Here is a 21121-nt window from a genome sequence, read left to right as displayed (position 1 = left end):
GTTTTCATAAACCTACTTAACAGAATACATCTTTTTAATATACTTAAGCAATATATATGACTATTTTCATATAAAAAAAGACTTGTTCGAAAACAAGTCGGATTATTCTATGATTATGAAATCGTTGCTTTACTACCTAATACTTCTCTAAATGCTTTTAGAGCAGCACCAATTGTTACGCTGTGTCCCATCTCTTCTAATACTTCACCGATTTGGCAAATCGCCTGTTCAAGCATTTGCGGTGTTGTGTTACCCATATGACCGATTCGGAATGCTTTGCCAGATAAATGCGCTAACGCACCTGCTACGATAATACCACGATCAGCTAGTTTCGCTCTGAATACATGATCTTCTACACCTTCAGGATATAAAATACAGCTTAATGTTGGAGCAGCTGCTTCTTCTTTTGCCAATGGCTTCATACCGTATGCAATTAGTGCACGACGAATCGCTGCACCGTAATTTTCATGTCTTTCCACGCGCGCCTCCATCCCTTCTTCAAGTACAATTTTCATTGCACATTCATATGCATAAATCAAATTAACAGGTGGTGTTGCAAAATAAGCTGTTGGGTCGTCCATTACTTTACGCCAGTTATGAATATCTGCGTAATAAGCTGGCACATTCTCTAATGCTTCACGTGCGGCAACCGCCTCTTCTGAAAATGCAATAATCGCAAGCCCTGGAGGTGCACCAATCGCTTTTTGTGAGCCAGTTAAGACTACATCAATTTTTGCGCCTTCTTGCCCATACTCTTTTGACATATCTTCTTCTAGTGCTGTCGTTGCACATACACCGTCCAAAATGAATAATGCACCTGCTCTTTTAACAACAGGAATTAATTCTTGAATATTTGCAACAACGCCTGTAGATGTATCGACATGCGTTACTGTAACCGCTTTATATTCGTGCTGTTTTAATTGTTCTATAACAGCTTTTTTTGAAATCTGTTTGCCCCATTCTGCTTGAATCACATCGACTTCAATGCCGAAAGCTTTTGCAAGTGGTACAAAACGGTCCCCAAAGAAGCCATGACTAATTACTAATAAACGTTCACCTTTTGAAACAGTGTTGACGATTGCCATCTCCATCGCCAGTGTTCCTGAACCTGAAATAACATATGCTTCTGCAGGATGATTAAATAATTCCTTTGTCATTTCGATTGAATTTTTATAAATGCGTGCAAATCGTGGATCTGTATGTCCCATTGTCTCTTGGCTAAGTGCATCATAAATGTCGTCTCTCACTGGTGTCGGGCCTGGAATTAATAGTAATTCTTTATTTCTCATATCGTCAACCCCTGTTCAATTTAATTTGTTATATAACACAATATAAATAATTTATCTGTTATAGTCAAGCGTTTTCCTAAATATTCTAAATATTTGTAGAATAACATTTTTACGTTATACTACAAAAGAGGTGATACGATGCGATTAGTACAAGCAAAAAAAGAACAAATTACACGCATTATGGAGATTATTGAAGATGGACGCGCGAATTTAAAACAGCTTGGTCTACCTCAGTGGCAAAATGGCTACCCTGACCTAGAACAGATGAAAAAAGATGTGGAACAACAGAAAAGTTATGTATTGATGGATGGACAGCAAATTATTGGAACAGTTTGCTTGGACGAAGACGGTGAGCCTGCTTACGATGCATTAAATGGCAAATGGTCTTCAAATGATCCTTATATTGCGATTCATCGTATGGCTGTGGCAAAAGAAACAGCGGCAAAAGGAATTGGTACACAGTTTTTACAAGCGATTGAGGAAGTTGTTCACGCCAAAGGGTTTAAACAAATCCGGCTTGATACACATACAGAGAATATACCAATGCAACGCGTGGCAAAAAAAAATCATTACCAGTATGTTGGTAATGTTTCTTATGGGGAAAATATTCCATGTTATGCTTATGAAAAAATTTTAACACATTAAAAAGAGGAAGATAGCCCTGCTTTTCAATGCGCCTTCAGTTAAAAATAAAGGAGCGACTAATTGGATGTCGCCTCCTTTTTCATGTAAATACTCATTGCATTATTGGACTGTAATTCGATGTTCATACACTTCTCCTGGATACTCGACTTGTAATGACTTGACTAGAGAGGTTTCTAAATCACTTGGAATAAAAAAATGAACGTCATTAATATGTGCAAGACGGCCTAATGTATATACCATATCATGCAGAGATTTTACAGTCATACTTTTTACATCTAATGTTGCTTGTGTCATAACTTCAACTACGTAACTTACATCTTCTCTTGAAATTTTAACAGTTAACATATAATCACTTCCCATTAGAAAAATTCTAGTTGTTCTATCACTAGTAATTGTATACTAACATGAACGAGCTATTTTTGTACAATACTTAGCATTTTATGGTCATTTGAATTGATTATTGAAAATTCAAATCTTTATAGTAAATTGTTTAATTTTCAAAATTTTTAGTTTTTTATACCTTTCGCAATGAGTATAAATACTTATTTTCATTAGTATTTCATGCTATTTTTATGCATTTAATCCCAGAATAGTATATATAAAATAAATTCACTTTTTTGACATTTTTTCATAAAAAAAGCATAAACTTAAAGAAATTTATGCTTTATTATATAATCTATATGTTAATTTCTTTCCATTCATTCGATAATTGTCTCATCATATGCGCCACTTGTTGTTCGTCACATCCATACGTCGCATACTTCCTTACTTCTTCATTTCCACCTACACAAACAGATATTTTTGCCTCTTCTAACATACGACAATCATTTTGATCATTACCAAATGCAATATATGTACCTGGCAGAATACCGAGCTGCTTTAGTCCTGCTTCTTTTGTGATACCACAAGGACTAATATCTAAAATACCTTCTTTTTGATGTCGATGGATGACACAATCCATTGCTTCTAATGATTGAAAAATCATCTCATCTTCTGTAAATAGCACACACTTTACCCAATCACTCAATTGCTGTCTCTCTTTATTCTCAGCAAGCTTGAGTGAATCAAGCTGTGTATAGATTGGATGTGTGTTTGAACCTGTAAAACTATAATCCCATGCACTATCCATTAAATACATGAGACGATGCTCTTCAATAAGTTCGTCTATTTTTTCACGCACTTCTTTCGAAAAAGCATGCACTTCTACTTTTTCACCATTAAAAATAAATGCCCCGTTCCCACCAATCATCCGATGATGCCAATAATACTTTGGTAAGACTGGGTACATATCACGAATCGGGCGTGCAGAAGCAAAAACAACCTCATGTCCATCTTCTTCCAACTGTTCAAATGCAGCCAAAATATCCGTTTGTAGAGGTTTTCCTTTAAAACAAATCGTGCCATCTAAATCAAATACAAATGCAGTCATGTTAAATAGCTCTCCATTAATTGTTTTATTTTACGAATCATTTCGATATTAATTGGCTGATGAAAACTTTTTCCAAAACGTACGCCTGAGCCTACATGAATATTCGTTACACCAATTTCAAGTAATTGTGCTACATTCGTTGGGTCAATTCCTGAAGCTGCTAAAATATGCATTCGTTCATGCGATGTTTCATAAAGTAATGCCTCTATTTGTATTAGATTATCAAGCGCTGTCCCTGGACCACCTGAAGTTAAGACTTGCTTAATTTGCGGATATTTCTTTAGTTGGTGTAACGCTTCAATTTGATCTTCCACTTCATCAAATGCACGGTGAAACGTCACATTGAGTCCTTCACAGTGGGGCAGTAAATCTTGTAATAGAATGTTATCGATGAAGTTTTCTTTCGTTAATCCACCTAGTACGACACCGCGCGCACCAAATAATTGAATGACACGTAAATCATCTAACATAACTGAAAAATCTTCGACTGTATAGTGATAACTATTACTATGTGGGCGTAACATTACATGCACAGGAATACTCACTGCACTAATGACATTTTTAATCTTGCCTAGACTGGGTGTAATGCCCCCTTCTTCCATGGAAATACATAACTCGAGACGGTCAGCCCCTCCTGCTTCTGCAATAATTGCATCTTCTACGGTTGTCACAATCACTTCTAGCACATTCTTCATCCTTTCGCGAGTTCTTTTAAACGCTTTTTTGCTTCTTCATCACCATGCAATGCGGCTCTTTGATACCATATTTTCGCTTTTTTTAAATCAATTGGTGTACCTATACCCGATTCATAGCAAAAACCGACATTATACTCGCCATAAGGATCTTGCAAATCTGCTGCTTTTTGATACCAACTAAGCGCACGTTCACCATCATCTTCTGCGAATGCCTCGTGTCCTAGTTTATTAATCGCAAAAACATCGCCATGTAGCGCCGATTGATGATACCAATAAGCCGAATGTTCTTCATCTTTTAGAACACCTCGCCCATGATGGTATAAATAGCCAAGTGTGTACATGGACTCCTTCACACCTAGTTTTGCAGCTTCCTTAAAAATCTCTGCTGCTTTTGCGTCATTCTGCTCAACATATTCACCACGCAAATACATGTCTGCTAAATTGTTTACAGCATCTGGATAACCAAGCTGTGAAGCGCGTAAATAAGCTTCATACGTTACTTTTAGGTCGTGTTCAATAACACGACCTAAAAAGGCATAATTCCCATGCCAATAGTAAGCTTCCCCTACTTCTAATTGCATACCAATCTCATACCAATCATACGCAGCTTCATATAATTCCTGATTTTGATAGTACTTAGCCAACTGCATCATCGCTTCTGAATTTCCAGCAATCGCCTGCGCATAGATAGTAACGAGCGATTCTTCTATGACATATGGGAAATCTGTCTCCTTTTCCGCCATTAAAAATTCTTCAATGGCAATGTCTAGGTCTTGCCAAAAAATCTTTTCTGTCTCATTCGTTGTCTCTGTTACAGCTTCTAATTGCGCAAGTAATAGTGACAATGTATGATATGCGACGACATCAAATTGACGCATATATGCAATCATCGCTTGTTTATTTTTTTCTTCATAATACTGAGCTAATTCTGGATGCCCAGCTTCTCTTAGTTGTTCCGTCAGTGACACGTAATTCGTCACTCCTTCTCTATTATTCAACCAATAGTTGATTTTTTTAATCAAATATAAATATAAGTCGTTCGATTTTCCCCTTTTTTAGTTTTATACTTTATGTAAAGGAGCTGATCATATGTTTGATTTATCAAATCGCTTAGTAACGCTACGAAAAAAAGAACGTAAAACCCAACAAGATGTCGCACATTATGTGGGTGTATCAACTGCAGCTGTTTCAAAGTGGGAAACGAATCAGAGTTATCCCGATTTGTCGGTACTCCCAAAACTCGCTACGTATTTTAATTGTTCGATTGATGACTTACTCGGTTATGAACCGCAAATGTCAAAAGAACACATCCAACAATTATATATGCGCCTAGCCAATGATTTTCAACAAAAACCATTTGATGAGGTATATGCTGAAATTCAAAACATTATTAAAGAATACTATGCTTGTTTCCCTTTATTAATGCAAATTTCTGTCTTACTACTTAATTATACCCAATTAGCAGGGGAACGCACGAAAGAAATTTTATCATTAGCTGAATCGCTCTGTATTCGTATCCAACAACAATCGAGCGACCTACGTCTATTACAACTTTGTCGTTCATTACAAGCGCAAATTGCACTCATAAAAAATGAACCACAACAAGTGATTGCGCTATTCGGTGAAGAAGTAGAGGCTTACGCGGGGAATGATTTAGTGCTTGCGAGCGCTTATTTACAGCTTCAACAAGGTGACAAGGCAGAAGAAACGTATCAAATCTCATTATTTCAAAAAGTCGTGAGTAACGTCTTTATTCTCGCAAATTATTTACAAATGCAATTACAAGATGAAGAACGTTTTCAAGAGACGGTGGAACGCGGCTTTGGCTTAATTCGTTTATTCCAGCTCGATACACTTCATATCAATTCATGTATTTCTATGTATATTGGTGCAGCTCAAGGTTATACCATTCAAGGGAGAATGGACGCAGCATTTGAAGCTTTACAGCGCTACTTACATGTAATTGAACAAACACCGTTCCCGATTACATTACATGGAGACGATTACTTTAATAAAGTAGATGAATGGCTATTACGCGAACTTGATTTAGGTCAGACAATGCCACGCGATGAAGCCTCTCTACGTCAAAGTCTGCTAGATATTGTTGAAAAAAACCCGATGTTTGAGCCATTAAAACAAGATGCACGTTATCAAGTGCTAGTAAGTAATTTAACACATATGTTAGGAGTGAATGCATAATGGATCAAGTCAGAGAGCTATTACCGATTCTAATTCCACTTATTATTTTAGAATGGACGCTCGCGATTGTTGCACTCGTTCATGTTATTCGCCATCCACACTATCGCTTTGGTAACCGCATCATGTGGATTCTCATCGTATTATTCATCCAGATTATTGGACCAATTGTTTATTTCTTATTTGGACGAGGTGAACGTGATGATTCATATTGATCATATTCATAAAAAGTTTGGTACACATACTGTTTTAAATGATATCTCAATTAAAATAGAAGAAGGTCAAATTTTTGGATTACTTGGACAAAATGGTGCAGGTAAAACAACCTTAATGAAGATTATGCTGGGGTTATTAAAGGCCGATCAGGGAGATGTGCGAATTCTAGGCGAATCTGTACGCTTTGGTAAGACATCGACGAATCAACATGTCGGTTACTTACCCGACGTTCCTTCATTCTATCCGTATATGACAGCCTATGAATATTTACTATTTTGTGGTGAAGTTACAGGATTAGATAAAAAAGTACGCGTAGAACGAGCAAAAAGATATTTAGCTTTAGTGGGTCTTCCCTTCAACCGTAAGCGTATTGGTGGATTTTCACGCGGTATGAAGCAACGTCTTGGCATTGCACAGGCACTCATTCACCAACCGAAAGTATTGATCTGTGATGAACCGACTTCCGCACTCGATCCTGTAGGTCGCCGCGAAATGATTGAGATTTTGCAAAAAATTAAACATGAAACCACCGTTATTTTCTCAACGCATATTTTAAGTGATGCCGAGAAAATTTGTGACCGCGTCGCCTTTTTACACAATGGTACGTTCCAATTGAGCGGTAAAGTATCGGATATTTTAAAACAACATCAAAAACCGATTTTACGCGTTGTCGTACAGCAAATGGCTGACGCTGAAAAACTAAAGCCGCTCCTAACGAATGCGACACAGAGCGGTACAACATTCACGATTCCATCGACGAATTTACTTGCAACACAACAACAGATTTTCGAACAATGTATTCAGCAACAGATTGCCATTCAATCCATTGAGATTGAACAATCGACACTCGAAGATGTCTTTTTGGAGGTGATTCAATCATGAATCAAGTATCGGCACTTTTTAAGAAAGAATGGATAGACTTCCTCCGCAACTATAGACTGCTCATTCTAGCAACCGTCTTTTTCATTCTTGCATTTTCTAGTCCTCTCACTGCAAAATTCATGCCTGAAATTTTAGGGAACTTCTTACCAAAAGATGTAGCAGACTCGTTCCCGATACCGACAGCACTCGATTCGTGGCAACAATTCTTTAAAAACTTTTCACAAATCGGCTTATTCGTTTTCGTCCTAATCTTCGGTGCGAGCTTAGCAAATGAGCGCCAACATGGTACACTCGTGATTCCATTAACGAAAGGATTGTCACGTACATCTGTCATACTCGTCAAATCATTATTCTCTATGATCATGTGGACGATTGTTTACGTGTTATCCGTACTTGTCGTTTATGCTTATACAATCTACTACTGGCCGAAAGAAGACGTTCAGCATTTATTCTTATCTGTCTTTTTACTCTGGCTGTTCGGTATTTTCGTCGCTTCCGTCTTAATTTTAGGTAATGTCTTATTCCGCTCATTCTTTGGCACATTATTATTTGCGGTTGGCATTCTCATCGTTCTTTTTATTATTTCACTATTCGAGAAATTAAAAGATCTATCATTCATTCGTCTCATCTCTGAAAATAATTTAGTACTCCAAGGTGAATACGTCTGGTCCGACTATACAGGTGTTCTGATTACAACAAGTATTTGTATAATCGCCTGCCACCTGCTTGCTATTGTTCTCTTTAATCGAAAAGGAATTTAAAAGACAGGCTGGGACAAAACAAGTCACTTCCCATTTTTAGCGTTCGCAACGAAAAACTGGACTCGCGCTATAGCGCGAGTCCAGTTTTTCTTATGCTCATGTGGGATGTGTTTTTTTGCATTTATGTCCCAACCTGTTTTTATATACAGCGAAGTGTATCTCTCCACATAGTTCTGAAGTGTAGCGTTATCACACTAGCTCTACAAAAAATGAGAAACAGCATTTGTTGCCGTTTCTCATTAGAATTATTTATTTTTCAAGTAATTGAATAAAGCCTTTCATTAATCCTGGTAAATCAGGCCATGCATGTCCTGATACAAGATTTCCTTCTGTATGCAGATGTTCTTCAACATATGTTGCACCTGCTGCCTGTACTTCTGGTTTACAAGCGATATAAGCTGTTAGCTCACGTCCCTTAATAACATCTGGAATCACCGCAAAAATTTGTGCCGCGTGACAGACAGCCGCAACTGGTTTGTCTGCTTCAAAGAAATGACGGACAATCTTCGCTACATGGTCATTCAAACGTAAATATTCAGGCGCTCTCCCGCCAGGAATGATTAAACCATCAAATTCATCTGGATTTACATCTTCGAAAGCTGCATTTGCTTCTAAACCATAGCCTGTTTTCTCAACATATGTGTCCATGCCATCAATAAAATCATGAATCACAGTTTGAATCTTTTTCACGCTTGGCGCTGCAATCGTCACATCATACCCTTGCTCTAAACAACGATAATATGGATAGTACACTTCTAAAGCCTCTACTGCATCTCCTGCAATGATTAACACTTTTTTCGACATCTAAATCCACTCCTTTGATTAGTCGTACACTTTTCATATTCGAGCTACAAAAGGAAAATCCTTTATTTTATTGATTATTTTACAAAAGAATTTCATAATTAAGATTATAAAAAGATTGGAGACTCTATTAATGGTTGAACTAAAAAACTTGAACATTGACTTTACACCCAATAAAGAAACGCCTTATTTTCAAACGAATCATCATAAAAGAATAAGATTCATTTTAGATAAACTCACATTAAAAAACTTGAAATCTATTTTAGAAAAAATATTCAAAACTAAATCTATACAAACAATTTTTATTTCTGGTTATATTTTTCAAAATAAAAATATATATGTTAAAACAGGAATTGGAAAAGTCATTCAATTAAAAAATTGGCAAGAAATCACCGAAAATCTATACCATACTCCAGATGTTCGAGTTATTTTAACGAAACTAAAAAAACTAAATTGTACAGATGTATATAACTACTGTTTCTCTATTAAAAAAGGAAACCCTGAATCATATATAGTATTCTATTCTGATGATTTTTTGTTGTATATAAACTCTGATGTAATCGATATTATTTCAAATAATACAGAAAATATACAAATGTTAAAAAAAGCATTTAAACCACTGTACAATACATATTACGAACATAACTAAATGACGTTCAAAGCATAGGTTTACAATATATTTCTAATCAAGTTAATCCTATCTCTAGATCTATATAAAAGAAAAGAATCGTTTACACGATTCTTCTCCTCAACTTTTATTTACTTGTCACTTTCGCTAAGTACGCACGCACCGTTTCTTCTGTTTGTAACACTGCTGCTTCTCGTTCTGCATCACTTTGGATTTTCGCTTGCGTACGCTCTAACACTTCATCAATGTTTGACTGCGGCACGACAATCACACCGTCCGCATCTCCAAAAATATAATCGCCTGGCTGTACTGCTACCTCTCCAATTGCGACAGGTACTTGAACACGTCCGCCACCATTTTTCACACCCGCAACAGCTGTCGTTCCTTTACAAAACACAGGGAAGTCTAATGCGCGTGCTGCTTCGATATCACGAATCACACCATCAACAACCAGTCCCGCAATGCCTACCGCTTTCATCATACTCATCACGAAATCACCTGCAATCGCACGATTCACATCGCCTCTCGCATCGACAACGAGTACATCGCCGCGCTCTGCCTGTGCAATCGCTTCTAGTACTGCCCCGTTTTCTCCAACAGGCAACTTCACTGTAATCGCTTTACCGAATAACGTGAAATCTTCACGAATTGGACGAATCCCCCCCGCAACGAACCCTTCACCATGTTGTCCGTCACTAATCGCTGTTGTTGGATAGTATACTTTTTGTGTTTGTGTTGTCATGTTAATTTGCTCCTTTTGAAGCTGACCCTATTGTTAGTATATACCATAAAAGAATACTTATGCTAGATTTGAAAGATAAAAAAAGAAGCCGATTCACGAATCGACTCCCTTTTACTATTATGAGTGTGTTGCCATGTCTGAAGCTTTTGCTTTTTCACGACGGCGACCAATGATGTTGAATGGTTTGCCTAGTGGTAAGAATTCAAAACCGAAGTGACGGTTTAGAACATTTACGCCTGCACCGTAGACACTTAATAATCCGATTAATAATTCAGAAATTGCAGCCATATTGTGCATTGAAGTTTCTAAGATACCTAGTGAACTTAATCCTAAACCTAAGAATAAGAAATTGATTAAGAAGAAGATTAAGAACAATACCTTGTTTGTTTCTAATGCACCAATTGTCATGAAAATTGTAAATGCTAAATAGCCTAAATATACAACACCGAGTTGGTGTACATCTAATTGTGAAGCAAGTGTTTCGCCTAACACGCCTGCTTGAATTAACCAGCCACCGCCTACAGCTAACCAGAAGAAGCCATATGCACCGAATGCTGTTGCGCCAAATGTATTTCCTAATTTTGCATCAATCATTGAAGCATATAATTGTGCAAAACCCCCTAAAAAGATTGCCCATGGGAGAACAAAGCCTAATCCCTCTGTCCATTCCAGCTTCTGCGTTGATGCCACCAATGTGACAATAGCTAAACCAAATAGACCGATACCAGATGGATCTGCTGCTGTTACTCGAATATCTTGAACCTGTTTCATGTTCATTCCCCCTACTTTATGTACGTTATTTTCTGTTACAAGTAAAATATAACCGTTTACATCAAAAAAGAACCAATATTTTCATAAATAAGTAAAAGAATTGATTTAATAAGCAAAAAAGGTACTCAAAACAGAAAATAATAATTTAAAAGAGAAAATTCGCGTTTTATTGTATTGATACAATCATTTTTGTTATAGTACAAGAAAGGAATTGTATATTTTTTATGCTATTTTTTTGATATTTCCAGACACATACACGCTTTTCTATCGGCTTACAATATAATCGTAGTTCTTTTGACCATATAAAAAAAACACCCTTGTGTCTTCACAAGAAGGTGTTTTCTTTCATCAAGCTACATCATACTATTTTGTAAATTCTTATAATTCTTTTGAGAAGTATAATAAATCAATCGCTTGAATTCCATTTTCAAAAATCGGTTCTTTATAATTTGAAAAAAAATCATGCTGAATTGAATCTAGGCGATAACCTGCCTTTTGATAAAAAGCGATATTGCTAATAGATGAATTTGCTGTCCCAACTTTCATGATCTGAGCTCCATCGTCGTATAAAATCTTTTCAACGAAGCGTAAAGCTTTTTTCCCAATCCCCTGACCTTGACGCTCTGGAGTTATGGCAATATTCTTCACTTCGGAATAACCGTCGCATTCAATTGTTTGAATAACCCCGACTCTCTCCATCTTTTCTGTGATTTCGAATAGTCTACCTTCATTCATATATTCTCTAACGACTGCTTCATCCTCATCTGCAAGGATTAATAAATTCAAAAACTTTTCTCTCGCTCCTACAGGTACTTCGAATAGTTGCATATTATCTCACTCCTATCATAAATAGCATTTAAATACTTAAGTTTTTTCCTTCCATCCCCTAAATATTTAAATTCTTAACTATATTGTAGTCTTTTTAGACACATCTGCATACAATCAGTTTTGCATAAATTAGTTCGCTAAGGTAATAATTCTAGAAAAAATTGAAATTTTATCCATAAATAAGGGATTTTTCATTCTATATAAAAAGAAGCTGTATACACAGCTCCTTCATTATTTTTTCTTTTTCTTCTTTTGATGTGCCGCATCCCATTCACGTAGATCACGTGCGTAGATGGCTTCATTCGTTAGGCGTTGTAAACCTTTTGTGCCTTCGATTGTTTTTTGCATATATTCTTCATAACGTTCTTTATTACCTTGAAGGTTTGCGACATATGCTTCGATATAATCTTCCATCCAGATGAAGTCTAAATCATGGCTACGTGCCACACCGTATTTACCAGCTTCTGCTTCGTAAATTGCGATATTTAAACGTTTACGTGGACTCGATTTCATCTTTTTAATGATTTCGTACGCATTGACTAGATCCTTTTGGCGAATATAACCTAAAAATTCATAGTCATAAACCGTTTCAGGATTTTTCACTTTCTTTTTCACTAACTCAATCGCTTCTAGTTCGTCTTCTAATGTACCGTCTTTAACCGCAAAGACATACGCAAACATCGGCGAACGTTTTTGAAACTTAATCGCAAATAATGTTAACTTTGTGTTCTTCGTTGATGTCATCGCATACATATAGCCGATTACTAACACGATTGCGGCAATGGTGAAGAACCAAAGTGCTGCTGTTTGTGGTACACCTAGTGCAATTGCACCCATACCAAGTGCTAATACAACGACATAAATAATGATGAAATTTAAAATTCTCATGTGCATTTCCCTACCTATTCATCTCTATACAAATATTCATACTATTCTATAGTACCAACCAAGATTTGTTTGGGCAATTCATAAATGGAGAATGATGTCTAAAAATCTATGCATTGTCAAGAATTCTACACACTCTGCCTACTTGACCATCTTCTAAGCGTACTTTAATACCGTGCGGATGTGATGGGCTATTCGTCAAAATATCTTTAACAACACCGACTGTTTCTTTTCCTGTGCGCTGATCTTGTTTTAAGACAATCGCCACTGCCAGTCCTTTATGAATCGTACTTCTCTTACGTCCGTCCATTCTAATCTCTCCTTAATAAATGAAATATTCAAACAATTGCGTTGGTTTTCTCAATTGATTACGTTATCATTATATCATGCAAATAACAAAGGAGGAGCAAGAGATGTCACTCGAACGAGCACAACAATACTTTGAACAATTTGATTTAGTAGAACAGATTCAAACATTTGATGCAAGTACGGCTACTGTACAGGAAGCAGCGCAAGCACTTGGTTGTGAACCTGAACGCATTGCGAAAACTTTATCATTTAACGGGGTAGAACAGCCGATTCTAATTGTAGCGGCTGGTGATACGAAAATTGATAACGCGAAATTCAAAGCGACTTTTCAACTAAAGCCTCGCATGCTAAAACCAGAAGAAGTAGAAGAAACCATTGGTCATGCGATTGGTGGGGTTTGTCCATTCGGTATTAATGAAGGGATACGCGTCTATTTAGATGAATCACTTAAGCGATTCACGACGGTATTCCCAGCTTGTGGTAGTAGTAATTCCGCCATCGAATTAACGATTCCAGAATTAGAACGCTATGCACAAAGTATTGAATGGGTGGACGTATGTAAAAATTGGCGTACATAGGATATGTCTAAATGAAGATTTTTAAATGATTGACAATGCTTTAAAATGTTAAAGTAACAGCATATGAAATTCTCATATTGCATGCACACACATAGTATTTTAAAAAGTAAAAAAGAGGAATTTCATCATGTATTTGACGAAATTCCTCTTTTATTATTGTAGTACTTCATTATAAAGCGGTGCGATCTGTTCAATGAAGCGTTCTGCATCTTCTTTTGTTGCGACAGTTAGAAGATATGTGCGACCAACAGGCACTAATTCATATGTGATCCCTGCTTGTTGTAACTTTTCTTCTAACGCTTCTAATGTAATCACTTCATAATGCGTTAAAATACTAATTTCGAGTAAGTCAAATGGTTGACCGTCTGGTGTTGTCGCATAAATTTTTTCGACGTGACCTGTTTGACGATTCGTCAGCATTTGATTCACTTTGAATTTTTGTTCCATTGTCATCAACCTTTTTATTTATAGAGTCATTAGTATGATGCCATAGGAAATGTATTCTGTAAACAAGTGGCTATTTCTTTTGTACGGTAATCGTCCAAGCCGCATCACCCACTTGTTCAAAATTCGTCACAGTATGCCCTTCTTCTGCTGCCCAGCGTGGAATCGAATCCGTTCCTTGTGTACAATCAAAGCGAATTTCTAATTCCTCGCCTGATGTAAGTGTTTCAAGTGCCGCCTTCGCTTCTACTAATGGAAATGGACAAACTTGCCCTGCTGTTTCTAATACTTTTACCATATAAAATTCCTCCTAATTTGTTTGTGCAACAGTTGGTTGTTGCGCTGTTTTTTTAATTGTTGGACGAACGAATACGAAATAAGTCGCTGTCCAAACTCCTAGAATAATGAAACCAAGTGAAATCCAACCTTGCCATGAGAACATCGCTGTTTGTACAAGACCGTTTCCGATTGTACAACCACCTGCTAAGCTTGCACCGAACCCCATTAGCACACCACCACATAGGCTAGAAACGATGGTTTTAGGATCGGGTACACGTAGACGGAACTCGCCACTTCCTTTTGCGGCGATATATGAACCAATCAATAAACCGAGTACTAAGAAAACACCCCAGTTAATATACTGTACATCACCTGTTACAGCATATTGCACGATATTGGCAGATGGGGTTGTAATACCTAAACCCGACATGCGACCACTTGCTTCACTGAATACCCATGCTAAAATCGCAATCACACCGATTAAGGAAGCTGTCACATAAGTTGACCAGCGCTTCTCAAATAACAGATGCGCGATACCTGTTTTTTTCGGCTTTAGTTGTGGAATGAAGATTTTTGGTTTTCGTGCTTCTTTTACAAGAATGAGTGCCACAACACCGATGAAAAAGATAATAAGTACCCACACATTGACACCGAATGTACGTGCAATCGAATTATCACGTACTTGCATACTTTGAAGAGCGTCATGAATTGGTTTGAATGCCCCTGTCTTCATCATGGCACTCGTTAACATATAAAAAATTAGTGCAATCCAACTACCGACTAATCCTTCCGCTGCGCGATACCATGTACCTGTTGCACAACCTCCTGCTAGAATAATACCAACCCCAAAAATAAATGAGCCAAGTGCTACAGCTACGAATGAATACGTTCCTGCTTCATATACTAATAAATCAAAATGAATGAGTGCATAGACACCGACTGCTTGAATCGCAATCGCAAGTAATAAAGCATTAAACATACGTGTATTTTTCGTTAAATATAAATCTCGAAAACCACCTGTTAAACAAAAGCGCCCTCTTTGTAAGACGAAACCAAGTAGTGCGCCACATAGTAACCCTGTTCCTACCATTTGAATCATTTTCTCACTCCTTCTTTAACCTAGTATTCCTGTAGGATTAATATAATCTATTTTTCTGAATATTTCAACCTTTATTTTTAAATAAAGTAAAAAAATCCCGAAATCAAATTGATTTCGAGATTTTTTCTTATGGTAATACTTTTAAAGCGAAGGCATACTGTGCATCGCCAATTGATACATCTTTCTTTTCATCACGCCAAGAAGCCGTATAACCATAGTAATATGTTCCTGGTTGTGTCGGCGCTGTAAACGTCCCATCTTCTGTTAACGGTAAATCTTTTCCTTGTTCAATGGAATTAAGTTCTGTTAAAAAAGAAGTTGTAGGAAGATTCGTCGTACTCTGCTTCAATTGAAGCTTTTCGCCTGCCTTCACTTGTAATGTCACTTTGTCTTTCATTAATTCAACAGGCCCTGCATGATCCTCACACTTACCATTCCAACAAAACGTCCCAAGAACAGTATCATAACTTTTACCGTCTGCTTCTATTTTAACAGTCGGTGGTTCTTTCGCAGTTTGCCCTTGTATATTACATCCTGCAAGCAATAACACAGCAAAAAATAATGTGATATATTTCTTCAAATTCTTACTCCTTTAAATGTTTTCGGTTGCTTTCGTCTTCTTATATAAATAAAGTGAACCAACGAGTGCTGGTAATGTGAAAACAAACATAGCAGCGAATGCAAAATTCGGTTGGGTATTATAGAAATAACCGCTAATAACCGTTAGAATCGCTGTTCCCCAACTTAATGCAAAAGCGGAATAGATTCCTTGTGCTTTTGTAATCTGTGTATATTCCAGTTCTTTTGCTAAATACATTATAAAGGCAAAATGTGAGACTGCAAACGATAAAGCGTGTAAACTTTGTGACGCAGTAAATATCCATGCATTTGGTACAGCAAAGGCAAGTAACCAGCGCAGTGATGCACCGATTGATGCTAAGACGAATAATTTAGCTGGACTCCACTTTGAAAATACGCGGTCAGCAATCGCAAATAGTAGGATTTCAAATCCAACCCCCACGTTAATGACAATCCCAATCAAATATTTTGGAACTTCTAAATGTTCTAAATAGAGATAGCCATAATTATAATAGGCTGCATGTGAACCTTGGATTAATGTAACTAAAATTAAAATAAAAACGAAATGGCGTGTTTTAAAAATCGTTTTAAAACTAACATTATTCACTTTTTTATTTGGCTTTTCTTTTAATGCTTCTGGTACACGTTGTAGATTGACTGCCACGAGTAGTAGTGTATAGGCTATCATAAGCCATAACATCGATTGATCGCCGTAAAGAGCAGACACAAGGCTCACGATAATAACCGATACAATAAAACCGAGTGAACCATATGAACGACTACGTCCATAATGAATATTATATTTTTGCACTAAAATACCTGCCGTACTATCCAAACCTGGCATAATCGCTGGTAAGAAGAAGCTTAGTAAACACGTTAAAATAAATAATAGCGTTGTATCACTTGTAAAAATAAATAATACGCTCGTTAAAAATGAGCCGTAAATAAAAATTGTCAGTACTGTACTTTGACTAAAGCGGTTTGCCATCGCCGGAAAGATGAACATCGTCGAAATCCCGCGCAATATTAACCCTGCACTCATCATCATACTTGCTAATTCAATCGCTACATCTTTTTCATGTACGAGATACCCTGTCCAATACGGTAGAAAAATCCCCCATGATAAGAAGAAGATAAAATAATGTTGTGCCATCCACTTTTGTTCTCTCATGTTTTCACTCCATTTCTTATTGCAGTTTAGCACGTATTTCTCTACAATAATGTGAGATATCTCATATTTAAGGTGGTAAATGATGCAAAATTTACAAACAGACGACATAAAACAGGTATTACAGATACATCCTATCCATACACTATTTTCTTTTCCAATCGAACCTTTTTTATCTGTTCAAACATTTCAGCGTGGTGACATGATTATTCATGAAGGCGATACCCCTGATTATCTTTATTATGTATTAGAAGGGCGCGCAAAAATTTTCACAACGCAGCCGAATGGTAAAGTCGCATTACTCAACTTTATTACAACAGGTGCTTTTATCGGTGAACTCGAATTGTTACAAGATGCCACTTATTCAAAAGGAGTACAAGCATTAACGGATTTACAGTGTTTTGCGATTTCCATTCAACAAGTGAAATCTCTCTTACTACAAGATGCACATTTCTTGCGCCTTCTTTGCGCCTATTTAAGTCGAAAAGCTACGATGCACTCATCTCGCTTTGCACAGGGGCTCTCCTTCCCACTTGAAAATCGACTTGCGGAATTTATTTTAATCTCTTCTCATGAAGGTATTTACAAAGAAAAGCACACCGAAGTATGTGAATATCTCGGTGTCTCTTATCGCCATTTACTCCATGTTTTTGCACATTTCATTAAACAGAAAAAGTTATCGAAACAAGGTCGCACTTATATCATTGAAGATGTGACTGCATTACAAAAGATGGCGACTGTCACGCACCATCTTGATGTGAGTTTACTTGACTTAGTCGAGTAAACCACCGCTATAGTGAAGTTCATAAATAATATGTGTGCCAAAACGGATATATTCACGTCCGGAAAATCGATCAATACCACCGTAAAATTCATTCAAATAAAGTAGATGTTCCTCTTGGTAGAAGCTCGGACCACGTAATATATTGGTCCTTTCCTCTTCTACAAGGGCACGGCGTAAAAAAGATAATAGTCGCTTCTCACCTATATCATCATTTAAAATGCCACCCGAATAAACCATTGTCCAAATAGGTTCATCTTTTTTATAAATGACCTCATGCCCAGAATAGTAGCGATGGCCAATTTCTTGATTTTCAAAGTGATAGAAACCATCTTTGAATGTTGTATGGCGTAATCCACCTTGTACATAGTGATCTGCATTCTCTGCATAAATCGATTTTTTCACTTTCCAAATAAATGCTTTTAAATCTCCCATCTCTTCACCTACTTTACACTTTTTCTTCTTATTCCCTTTTCACTGTTTCATAATCGAATTCCTTCTATTTGAACTAAAAAAACACCTTGGAAATGATTCCAAAGTGTTTTTTCGTTTATGTGAATTTTGCAAAAGCGACTGTTTCGCCTTGATTACAAGATGTAAAACCGTGCTTTTCATAGAAGTGACGAACGTCTGGTGCTTCTTCCGTTAACAATACTTTTTGTCGTACAGAAGCAAATGTGTGTAATACATCCTCTAATAAGTGCGAGGCAATTCCTTGATTTTGTTCAGCTTCCTTTACCAAAATATCTTGGACATAGATGATTGTTAAACCATCACCGACAACACGAACTAAACCAACCAATTCTTCCCCTTTATAAGCGCCTACAACATAAAGGGATTGTTCAATGGCTTGTTGTAGTTGTGGTAAATCTTGCGTATAAGCAAACCAACCGACATCGTTATATAGTTCTGCTAATTGTTCTTTTGAAAATTGTTTTTGTTTTGAAAAAGTTACTTTCATATTTTATTCTCCTCCTAAATGTAATTTAGTGTGAAGAATGCTTACGTAATTTATCCACTGTCTTATACCTCCTTTTATAAGAAAAAACCACCTAATATAAGACTCAAAACGATTAAAAAAATAACATTCACTTTTACGATATCAATCAAAATATAACAAATTGCGACTAATATGATGGATAACCAAATACCCGAGGAATCCATCGATGTTTTTAAGAAACTATATGCGAGTTGCCCCATCAAAATAGCGATTGCTGGTAAGACATATGTGGAAAGTCGCTGTACACGTTGTGACTTTTTAAATTTATTTAGTAGCCCTAAAAGAGCTATCATTAAAATTAATGATGGCATAATTGTTGCAAAAAGGCAAATAATGGCTCCAATAATACCTGCCTGCTCATATCCAATGTACCCTGCCATCTTTGTTGCAATCGGTCCTGGTAGAGCATTCGCCAGACCAACTGTATTACTAAACTCCTCTGTCGTCATCCAATGATGTTGCTGCACCACTTCTTCTTCCATTAATGGAATCGTTGCAGGACCTCCTCCATAACCAATCAAATTCGTATAGAGGAATACAACGAATAATTGCCAATAAATCATGTACTTTTGCCTCCCTTACGAACTGGAAGAACAAACGCTAATACAAGGAATGATACAATAACAATCCCTGGATGTAGATTGAGAATAACCATTAAAATGATACTGATCGCTAATAAAACTAAACCCGTTAGAATTCCTAGCTTATAGTAAGATTTTTTCAAAAAATCAACCATCAAGCTAAACATCATCGCAGATACGACAAGTATAACACCTTTTGTCATACCTTGAACAAATGGTACTTCTTGAAACTTTTGTAAACTACCTAATAACAGAATAACAGCTACTACAGTCGGTATAACCGCTGCTACAAGTGCATTGAGCATGCCTGTAATACCTGCTACACGGTAACCGACATACCCTGCCATTTTTGTTGCAATCGGACCTGGTAACGTATTCGCAATCGCTAATGTGTTCGCAAACTCATCTGAATCCATCAATTTAAAATTTTTCACTACTTCTCTTTCAATTAAAGGTATAACCGAAGGGCCTCCACCAAAACCTAGTACACCTGAACGAAAAAAAGAAATGAAAATGGCTTTTTGTTGTCGCAAAAAAACACCTCCATGTACTTCTTTCCATTATACCTTTTTTTTGAAATACACATACTTCTTTTTGAAAATAAAGAAAATTCCTTTTAGTTGTTTATGATAAAAATGAAGTTCTTCTTACTGAATGTTTTAAAAAATAACTTGTTTTTTATACAAATTTAATCATTTATTCATAGATTTCTCTACATTTCATTTATAAATATGTATATAGCCTAGATAATATACGTTTTATTTATAGTTAAATGGATATCCACGCATCCATTTGGATTAAACGACTGAATTCTGCTAAACAGACATGGTAAATTACACGACGTTCTAGGTGTACAATGTAATAGCTTGGAAATTTCACAAGCGCTTGGTCAAAGAATACAATTTGATGTTTTTTTGTATAAAAAAGCTGTTCTAGGTGATATGATTCTGTTAATTCGTGTCCATTTGGAAAGTAAAGAATATCTTTCATTGCATCTATTTTCGTCGAATAGGTTGTAACAATTGTCTTTATTTCTCCCACTGTTTCTGTTTTATACATTTTAAGCATTCTTTCTTTTGGGACAATTTCTCGCTCTATAATCTGTTGTAAATTACTGATATGAGTGGGGATTTCAATACGTTCAATAACAGATTGTTGATGACTCATTTTAAAACCTCCAGATGATATAATCACGCTACCATTCAATTTTCACTTTTTTTACCAGCATTAACAATAATCAAATGATGCAAACTGTCTAATATTTAGACAACAAGGAGGAAATGTCTAGTTTATGAAACCACTTAAAGTGACACATACCAACCTTTTACTTTGGAATTCTTTACGTGATTTAGTTTTTTTAGAGAATAAGGATTTTGAACGCATTACAATTAATGATATTTGCAAACGTGCAGCTGTTCATTGATCTACCTTTTATAATCACTTCCAAGATAAATATGATTTATTCACATTCGGTTATCGCTATTATTTACTGCAAAAAATAATATTGCGATTGAAAAACAATTTTTCTATCCATT

30 protein-coding genes are annotated in these 21121 nt (G+C 36.4%); 9 read left to right on the top strand and 21 right to left on the bottom strand.

Going from position 1 to position 21121, the window contains the following annotated elements:
- Positions 1–113: 113 nt before the first annotated feature.
- Positions 114–1289, bottom strand: a complete 1176-nt coding sequence (locus ACKVQX_RS07590) for an alanine--glyoxylate aminotransferase family protein (protein WP_087680488.1) — start codon at positions 1287–1289, stop codon at positions 114–116.
- A gap of 138 nt (positions 1290–1427) precedes the next feature.
- On the opposite strand from ACKVQX_RS07590, the gene ACKVQX_RS07585 reads away from it, so the two are divergent.
- Positions 1428–1934 carry a GNAT family N-acetyltransferase gene (locus ACKVQX_RS07585; protein ID WP_409136164.1) on the top strand — a complete coding sequence of 169 codons (507 nt, stop codon included), beginning with the start codon at positions 1428–1430 and terminating at the stop codon, positions 1932–1934.
- A gap of 99 nt (positions 1935–2033) precedes the next feature.
- On the opposite strand, the gene ACKVQX_RS07580 is transcribed toward ACKVQX_RS07585, so the two are convergent.
- The 4 genes from ACKVQX_RS07580 to ACKVQX_RS07565 all read right to left on the bottom strand — a co-directional run bounded on the left by ACKVQX_RS07580 (position 2034) and on the right by ACKVQX_RS07565 (position 5026).
- Complete coding sequence (locus ACKVQX_RS07580) at positions 2034–2279, bottom strand: hypothetical protein (protein WP_068453711.1); 246 nt, start codon at positions 2277–2279, stop codon at positions 2034–2036.
- Between the two features lie 331 nt (positions 2280–2610).
- On the bottom strand, positions 2611–3363 hold the full coding sequence (locus tag ACKVQX_RS07575) for an HAD-IIB family hydrolase (RefSeq protein ID WP_409136163.1): 753 nt from the start codon (positions 3361–3363) through the stop codon (positions 2611–2613).
- Entirely contained in the window at positions 3360–4049 is a 690-nt protein-coding gene (locus ACKVQX_RS07570) for a copper homeostasis protein CutC (RefSeq protein WP_068453714.1), read from the bottom strand. The genes ACKVQX_RS07575 and ACKVQX_RS07570 overlap by 4 nt, the downstream gene beginning before the upstream one ends.
- 5 nt (positions 4050–4054) lie before the next feature.
- A complete protein-coding gene (locus ACKVQX_RS07565; protein ID WP_087680491.1) occupies positions 4055–5026 on the bottom strand; it encodes a tetratricopeptide repeat protein in 972 nt (323 codons plus the stop codon).
- A 121-nt stretch (positions 5027–5147) separates the two neighbouring features.
- Between ACKVQX_RS07565 and ACKVQX_RS07560 the strand changes: the two genes are divergently transcribed.
- The 4 genes from ACKVQX_RS07560 to ACKVQX_RS07545 are packed head-to-tail and all read left to right on the top strand — an operon-like array spanning position 5148 to position 8113.
- Positions 5148–6257, top strand: coding sequence for a helix-turn-helix domain-containing protein (locus ACKVQX_RS07560; RefSeq protein WP_409136162.1), 1110 nt, complete (start codon positions 5148–5150; stop codon positions 6255–6257).
- On the top strand, positions 6257–6469 hold the full coding sequence (locus ACKVQX_RS07555) for a PLD nuclease N-terminal domain-containing protein (protein WP_068453720.1): 213 nt from the start codon (positions 6257–6259) through the stop codon (positions 6467–6469). The genes ACKVQX_RS07560 and ACKVQX_RS07555 overlap by 1 nt, the downstream gene beginning before the upstream one ends.
- Positions 6456–7352 (top strand): ABC transporter ATP-binding protein, encoded by an 897-nt coding sequence (locus tag ACKVQX_RS07550; RefSeq protein ID WP_068453722.1) that lies wholly within the window; start codon positions 6456–6458, stop codon positions 7350–7352. The genes ACKVQX_RS07555 and ACKVQX_RS07550 overlap by 14 nt, the downstream gene beginning before the upstream one ends.
- Positions 7349–8113: an ABC transporter permease gene (locus ACKVQX_RS07545; protein ID WP_285216287.1), complete on the top strand. Its 765-nt coding sequence runs from the start codon at positions 7349–7351 to the stop codon at positions 8111–8113. Before ACKVQX_RS07550 ends, ACKVQX_RS07545 begins: the two co-directional genes overlap by 4 nt.
- A 249-nt stretch (positions 8114–8362) precedes the next feature.
- On the opposite strand, the gene ACKVQX_RS07540 is transcribed toward ACKVQX_RS07545, so the two are convergent.
- A complete protein-coding gene (locus ACKVQX_RS07540) occupies positions 8363–8917 on the bottom strand; it encodes a DJ-1/PfpI family protein (RefSeq protein ID WP_068453725.1) in 555 nt (184 codons plus the stop codon).
- Between the two features lie 130 nt (positions 8918–9047).
- Between ACKVQX_RS07540 and ACKVQX_RS07535 the strand changes: the two genes are divergently transcribed.
- Positions 9048–9563 (top strand): hypothetical protein, encoded by a 516-nt coding sequence (locus ACKVQX_RS07535; protein WP_068453726.1) that lies wholly within the window; start codon positions 9048–9050, stop codon positions 9561–9563.
- Between the two features lie 106 nt (positions 9564–9669).
- Here the strand turns inward: ACKVQX_RS07535 and ACKVQX_RS07530 are convergent, their stop codons facing one another.
- From ACKVQX_RS07530 to ACKVQX_RS07510, 5 genes are all read right to left on the bottom strand, one after another.
- A complete protein-coding gene (locus ACKVQX_RS07530; RefSeq protein WP_068453730.1) occupies positions 9670–10284 on the bottom strand; it encodes an RraA family protein in 615 nt (204 codons plus the stop codon).
- A 117-nt stretch (positions 10285–10401) separates the two neighbouring features.
- Positions 10402–11055 (bottom strand): acetate uptake transporter, encoded by a 654-nt coding sequence (locus tag ACKVQX_RS07525; RefSeq protein WP_068453731.1) that lies wholly within the window; start codon positions 11053–11055, stop codon positions 10402–10404.
- A gap of 378 nt (positions 11056–11433) precedes the next feature.
- Complete coding sequence (locus tag ACKVQX_RS07520; RefSeq protein ID WP_068453733.1) at positions 11434–11883, bottom strand: N-acetyltransferase; 450 nt, start codon at positions 11881–11883, stop codon at positions 11434–11436.
- Between the two features lie 231 nt (positions 11884–12114).
- Positions 12115–12771 carry a hypothetical protein gene (locus ACKVQX_RS07515; protein WP_068453738.1) on the bottom strand — a complete coding sequence of 219 codons (657 nt, stop codon included), beginning with the start codon at positions 12769–12771 and terminating at the stop codon, positions 12115–12117.
- A 106-nt stretch (positions 12772–12877) separates the two neighbouring features.
- Positions 12878–13078 carry a YwbE family protein gene (locus ACKVQX_RS07510; protein WP_068453740.1) on the bottom strand — a complete coding sequence of 67 codons (201 nt, stop codon included), beginning with the start codon at positions 13076–13078 and terminating at the stop codon, positions 12878–12880.
- A 103-nt stretch (positions 13079–13181) separates the two neighbouring features.
- Here ACKVQX_RS07510 and ACKVQX_RS07505 point away from each other — a divergent pair, with 103 nt between their 5' ends.
- Positions 13182–13655 (top strand): YbaK/EbsC family protein, encoded by a 474-nt coding sequence (locus tag ACKVQX_RS07505; protein WP_068453743.1) that lies wholly within the window; start codon positions 13182–13184, stop codon positions 13653–13655.
- Positions 13656–13808: 153 nt separating this feature from the next.
- On the opposite strand, the gene ACKVQX_RS07500 is transcribed toward ACKVQX_RS07505, so the two are convergent.
- From ACKVQX_RS07500 to ACKVQX_RS07480, 5 genes are all read right to left on the bottom strand, one after another.
- Entirely contained in the window at positions 13809–14102 is a 294-nt protein-coding gene (locus ACKVQX_RS07500) for a hypothetical protein (RefSeq protein WP_068453745.1), read from the bottom strand.
- Between the two features lie 70 nt (positions 14103–14172).
- Positions 14173–14397 carry a sulfurtransferase TusA family protein gene (locus tag ACKVQX_RS07495; RefSeq protein WP_068453749.1) on the bottom strand — a complete coding sequence of 75 codons (225 nt, stop codon included), beginning with the start codon at positions 14395–14397 and terminating at the stop codon, positions 14173–14175.
- A gap of 12 nt (positions 14398–14409) precedes the next feature.
- Positions 14410–15477 carry a YeeE/YedE family protein gene (locus tag ACKVQX_RS07490; RefSeq protein ID WP_068453751.1) on the bottom strand — a complete coding sequence of 356 codons (1068 nt, stop codon included), beginning with the start codon at positions 15475–15477 and terminating at the stop codon, positions 14410–14412.
- Between the two features lie 127 nt (positions 15478–15604).
- Complete coding sequence (locus ACKVQX_RS07485) at positions 15605–16057, bottom strand: membrane lipoprotein lipid attachment site-containing protein (protein WP_068453753.1); 453 nt, start codon at positions 16055–16057, stop codon at positions 15605–15607.
- 12 nt (positions 16058–16069) lie between these two features.
- Positions 16070–17227, bottom strand: a complete 1158-nt coding sequence (locus ACKVQX_RS07480) for an MFS transporter (RefSeq protein ID WP_068453754.1) — start codon at positions 17225–17227, stop codon at positions 16070–16072.
- 82 nt (positions 17228–17309) lie between these two features.
- On the opposite strand from ACKVQX_RS07480, the gene yeiL reads away from it, so the two are divergent.
- Positions 17310–18008 carry a transcriptional regulator YeiL gene (gene yeiL, locus ACKVQX_RS07475; protein WP_068453758.1) on the top strand — a complete coding sequence of 233 codons (699 nt, stop codon included), beginning with the start codon at positions 17310–17312 and terminating at the stop codon, positions 18006–18008.
- Here the strand turns inward: yeiL and ACKVQX_RS07470 are convergent.
- From ACKVQX_RS07470 to ACKVQX_RS07450, 5 genes are all read right to left on the bottom strand, one after another.
- The gene (locus tag ACKVQX_RS07470; RefSeq protein WP_068453759.1) at positions 17997–18440 is read right to left on the bottom strand and encodes a DUF5680 domain-containing protein; all 444 of its coding nucleotides are present in this window, start codon (positions 18438–18440) and stop codon (positions 17997–17999) included. The two genes, yeiL and ACKVQX_RS07470, sit on opposite strands and share 12 nt — an antisense overlap.
- Positions 18441–18555: 115 nt before the next feature.
- Entirely contained in the window at positions 18556–18966 is a 411-nt protein-coding gene (locus ACKVQX_RS07465) for a GNAT family N-acetyltransferase (RefSeq protein WP_068453760.1), read from the bottom strand.
- Between the two features lie 74 nt (positions 18967–19040).
- Positions 19041–19568, bottom strand: a complete 528-nt coding sequence (locus ACKVQX_RS07460) for a chromate transporter (RefSeq protein ID WP_068453762.1) — start codon at positions 19566–19568, stop codon at positions 19041–19043.
- Positions 19565–20119 carry a chromate transporter gene (locus ACKVQX_RS07455; protein WP_068453764.1) on the bottom strand — a complete coding sequence of 185 codons (555 nt, stop codon included), beginning with the start codon at positions 20117–20119 and terminating at the stop codon, positions 19565–19567. The genes ACKVQX_RS07460 and ACKVQX_RS07455 overlap by 4 nt, the downstream gene beginning before the upstream one ends.
- A 235-nt stretch (positions 20120–20354) precedes the next feature.
- Complete coding sequence (locus tag ACKVQX_RS07450) at positions 20355–20753, bottom strand: hypothetical protein (RefSeq protein WP_068453767.1); 399 nt, start codon at positions 20751–20753, stop codon at positions 20355–20357.
- Positions 20754–20877: 124 nt separating this feature from the next.
- Between ACKVQX_RS07450 and ACKVQX_RS07445 the strand changes: the two genes are divergently transcribed.
- Positions 20878–21009 carry a hypothetical protein gene (locus tag ACKVQX_RS07445; RefSeq protein WP_257720775.1) on the top strand — a complete coding sequence of 44 codons (132 nt, stop codon included), beginning with the start codon at positions 20878–20880 and terminating at the stop codon, positions 21007–21009.
- Positions 21010–21121 lie beyond the last annotated feature (112 nt).

The sequence above is a fragment of the Kurthia sp. ISK08 genome (assembly GCF_046159805.1).
GTDB lineage: Bacteria > Bacillota > Bacilli > Bacillales_A > Planococcaceae > Kurthia > Kurthia gibsonii.
Note: the sequence above shows the minus strand (reverse complement) of the source record. Positions and strands in the feature narration are given on the sequence as shown.

Coding starts and splice junctions, on each gene's coding strand:
- ACKVQX_RS07590 (WP_087680488.1), bottom strand. CDS start 1,289: ATGAGAAATAAAGAATTACTATTAATTCCAGGCCCGACACCAGTGAGA.
- ACKVQX_RS07510 (WP_068453740.1), bottom strand. CDS start 13,078: ATGGACGGACGTAAGAGAAGTACGATTCATAAAGGACTGGCAGTGGCG.
- ACKVQX_RS07470 (WP_068453759.1), bottom strand. CDS start 18,440: ATGGGAGATTTAAAAGCATTTATTTGGAAAGTGAAAAAATCGATTTAT.
- ACKVQX_RS07480 (WP_068453754.1), bottom strand. CDS start 17,227: ATGAGAGAACAAAAGTGGATGGCACAACATTATTTTATCTTCTTCTTA.
- ACKVQX_RS07460 (WP_068453762.1), bottom strand. CDS start 19,568: ATGATTTATTGGCAATTATTCGTTGTATTCCTCTATACGAATTTGATT.
- ACKVQX_RS07540 (WP_068453725.1), bottom strand. CDS start 8,917: ATGTCGAAAAAAGTGTTAATCATTGCAGGAGATGCAGTAGAGGCTTTA.
- ACKVQX_RS07560 (WP_409136162.1), top strand. CDS start 5,148: ATGTTTGATTTATCAAATCGCTTAGTAACGCTACGAAAAAAAGAACGT.
- ACKVQX_RS07495 (WP_068453749.1), bottom strand. CDS start 14,397: ATGGTAAAAGTATTAGAAACAGCAGGGCAAGTTTGTCCATTTCCATTA.
- ACKVQX_RS07530 (WP_068453730.1), bottom strand. CDS start 10,284: ATGACAACACAAACACAAAAAGTATACTATCCAACAACAGCGATTAGT.
- ACKVQX_RS07445 (WP_257720775.1), top strand. CDS start 20,878: ATGAAACCACTTAAAGTGACACATACCAACCTTTTACTTTGGAATTCT.
- ACKVQX_RS07525 (WP_068453731.1), bottom strand. CDS start 11,055: ATGAAACAGGTTCAAGATATTCGAGTAACAGCAGCAGATCCATCTGGT.
- ACKVQX_RS07465 (WP_068453760.1), bottom strand. CDS start 18,966: ATGAAAGTAACTTTTTCAAAACAAAAACAATTTTCAAAAGAACAATTA.
- ACKVQX_RS07585 (WP_409136164.1), top strand. CDS start 1,428: ATGCGATTAGTACAAGCAAAAAAAGAACAAATTACACGCATTATGGAG.
- ACKVQX_RS07515 (WP_068453738.1), bottom strand. CDS start 12,771: ATGAGAATTTTAAATTTCATCATTATTTATGTCGTTGTATTAGCACTT.
- ACKVQX_RS07505 (WP_068453743.1), top strand. CDS start 13,182: ATGTCACTCGAACGAGCACAACAATACTTTGAACAATTTGATTTAGTA.
- ACKVQX_RS07500 (WP_068453745.1), bottom strand. CDS start 14,102: ATGGAACAAAAATTCAAAGTGAATCAAATGCTGACGAATCGTCAAACA.
- ACKVQX_RS07450 (WP_068453767.1), bottom strand. CDS start 20,753: ATGAGTCATCAACAATCTGTTATTGAACGTATTGAAATCCCCACTCAT.
- ACKVQX_RS07535 (WP_068453726.1), top strand. CDS start 9,048: ATGGTTGAACTAAAAAACTTGAACATTGACTTTACACCCAATAAAGAA.
- ACKVQX_RS07575 (WP_409136163.1), bottom strand. CDS start 3,363: ATGACTGCATTTGTATTTGATTTAGATGGCACGATTTGTTTTAAAGGA.
- ACKVQX_RS07550 (WP_068453722.1), top strand. CDS start 6,456: ATGATTCATATTGATCATATTCATAAAAAGTTTGGTACACATACTGTT.
- ACKVQX_RS07580 (WP_068453711.1), bottom strand. CDS start 2,279: ATGTTAACTGTTAAAATTTCAAGAGAAGATGTAAGTTACGTAGTTGAA.
- ACKVQX_RS07520 (WP_068453733.1), bottom strand. CDS start 11,883: ATGCAACTATTCGAAGTACCTGTAGGAGCGAGAGAAAAGTTTTTGAAT.
- ACKVQX_RS07555 (WP_068453720.1), top strand. CDS start 6,257: ATGGATCAAGTCAGAGAGCTATTACCGATTCTAATTCCACTTATTATT.
- ACKVQX_RS07545 (WP_285216287.1), top strand. CDS start 7,349: ATGAATCAAGTATCGGCACTTTTTAAGAAAGAATGGATAGACTTCCTC.
- yeiL (WP_068453758.1), top strand. CDS start 17,310: ATGCAAAATTTACAAACAGACGACATAAAACAGGTATTACAGATACAT.
- ACKVQX_RS07490 (WP_068453751.1), bottom strand. CDS start 15,477: ATGATTCAAATGGTAGGAACAGGGTTACTATGTGGCGCACTACTTGGT.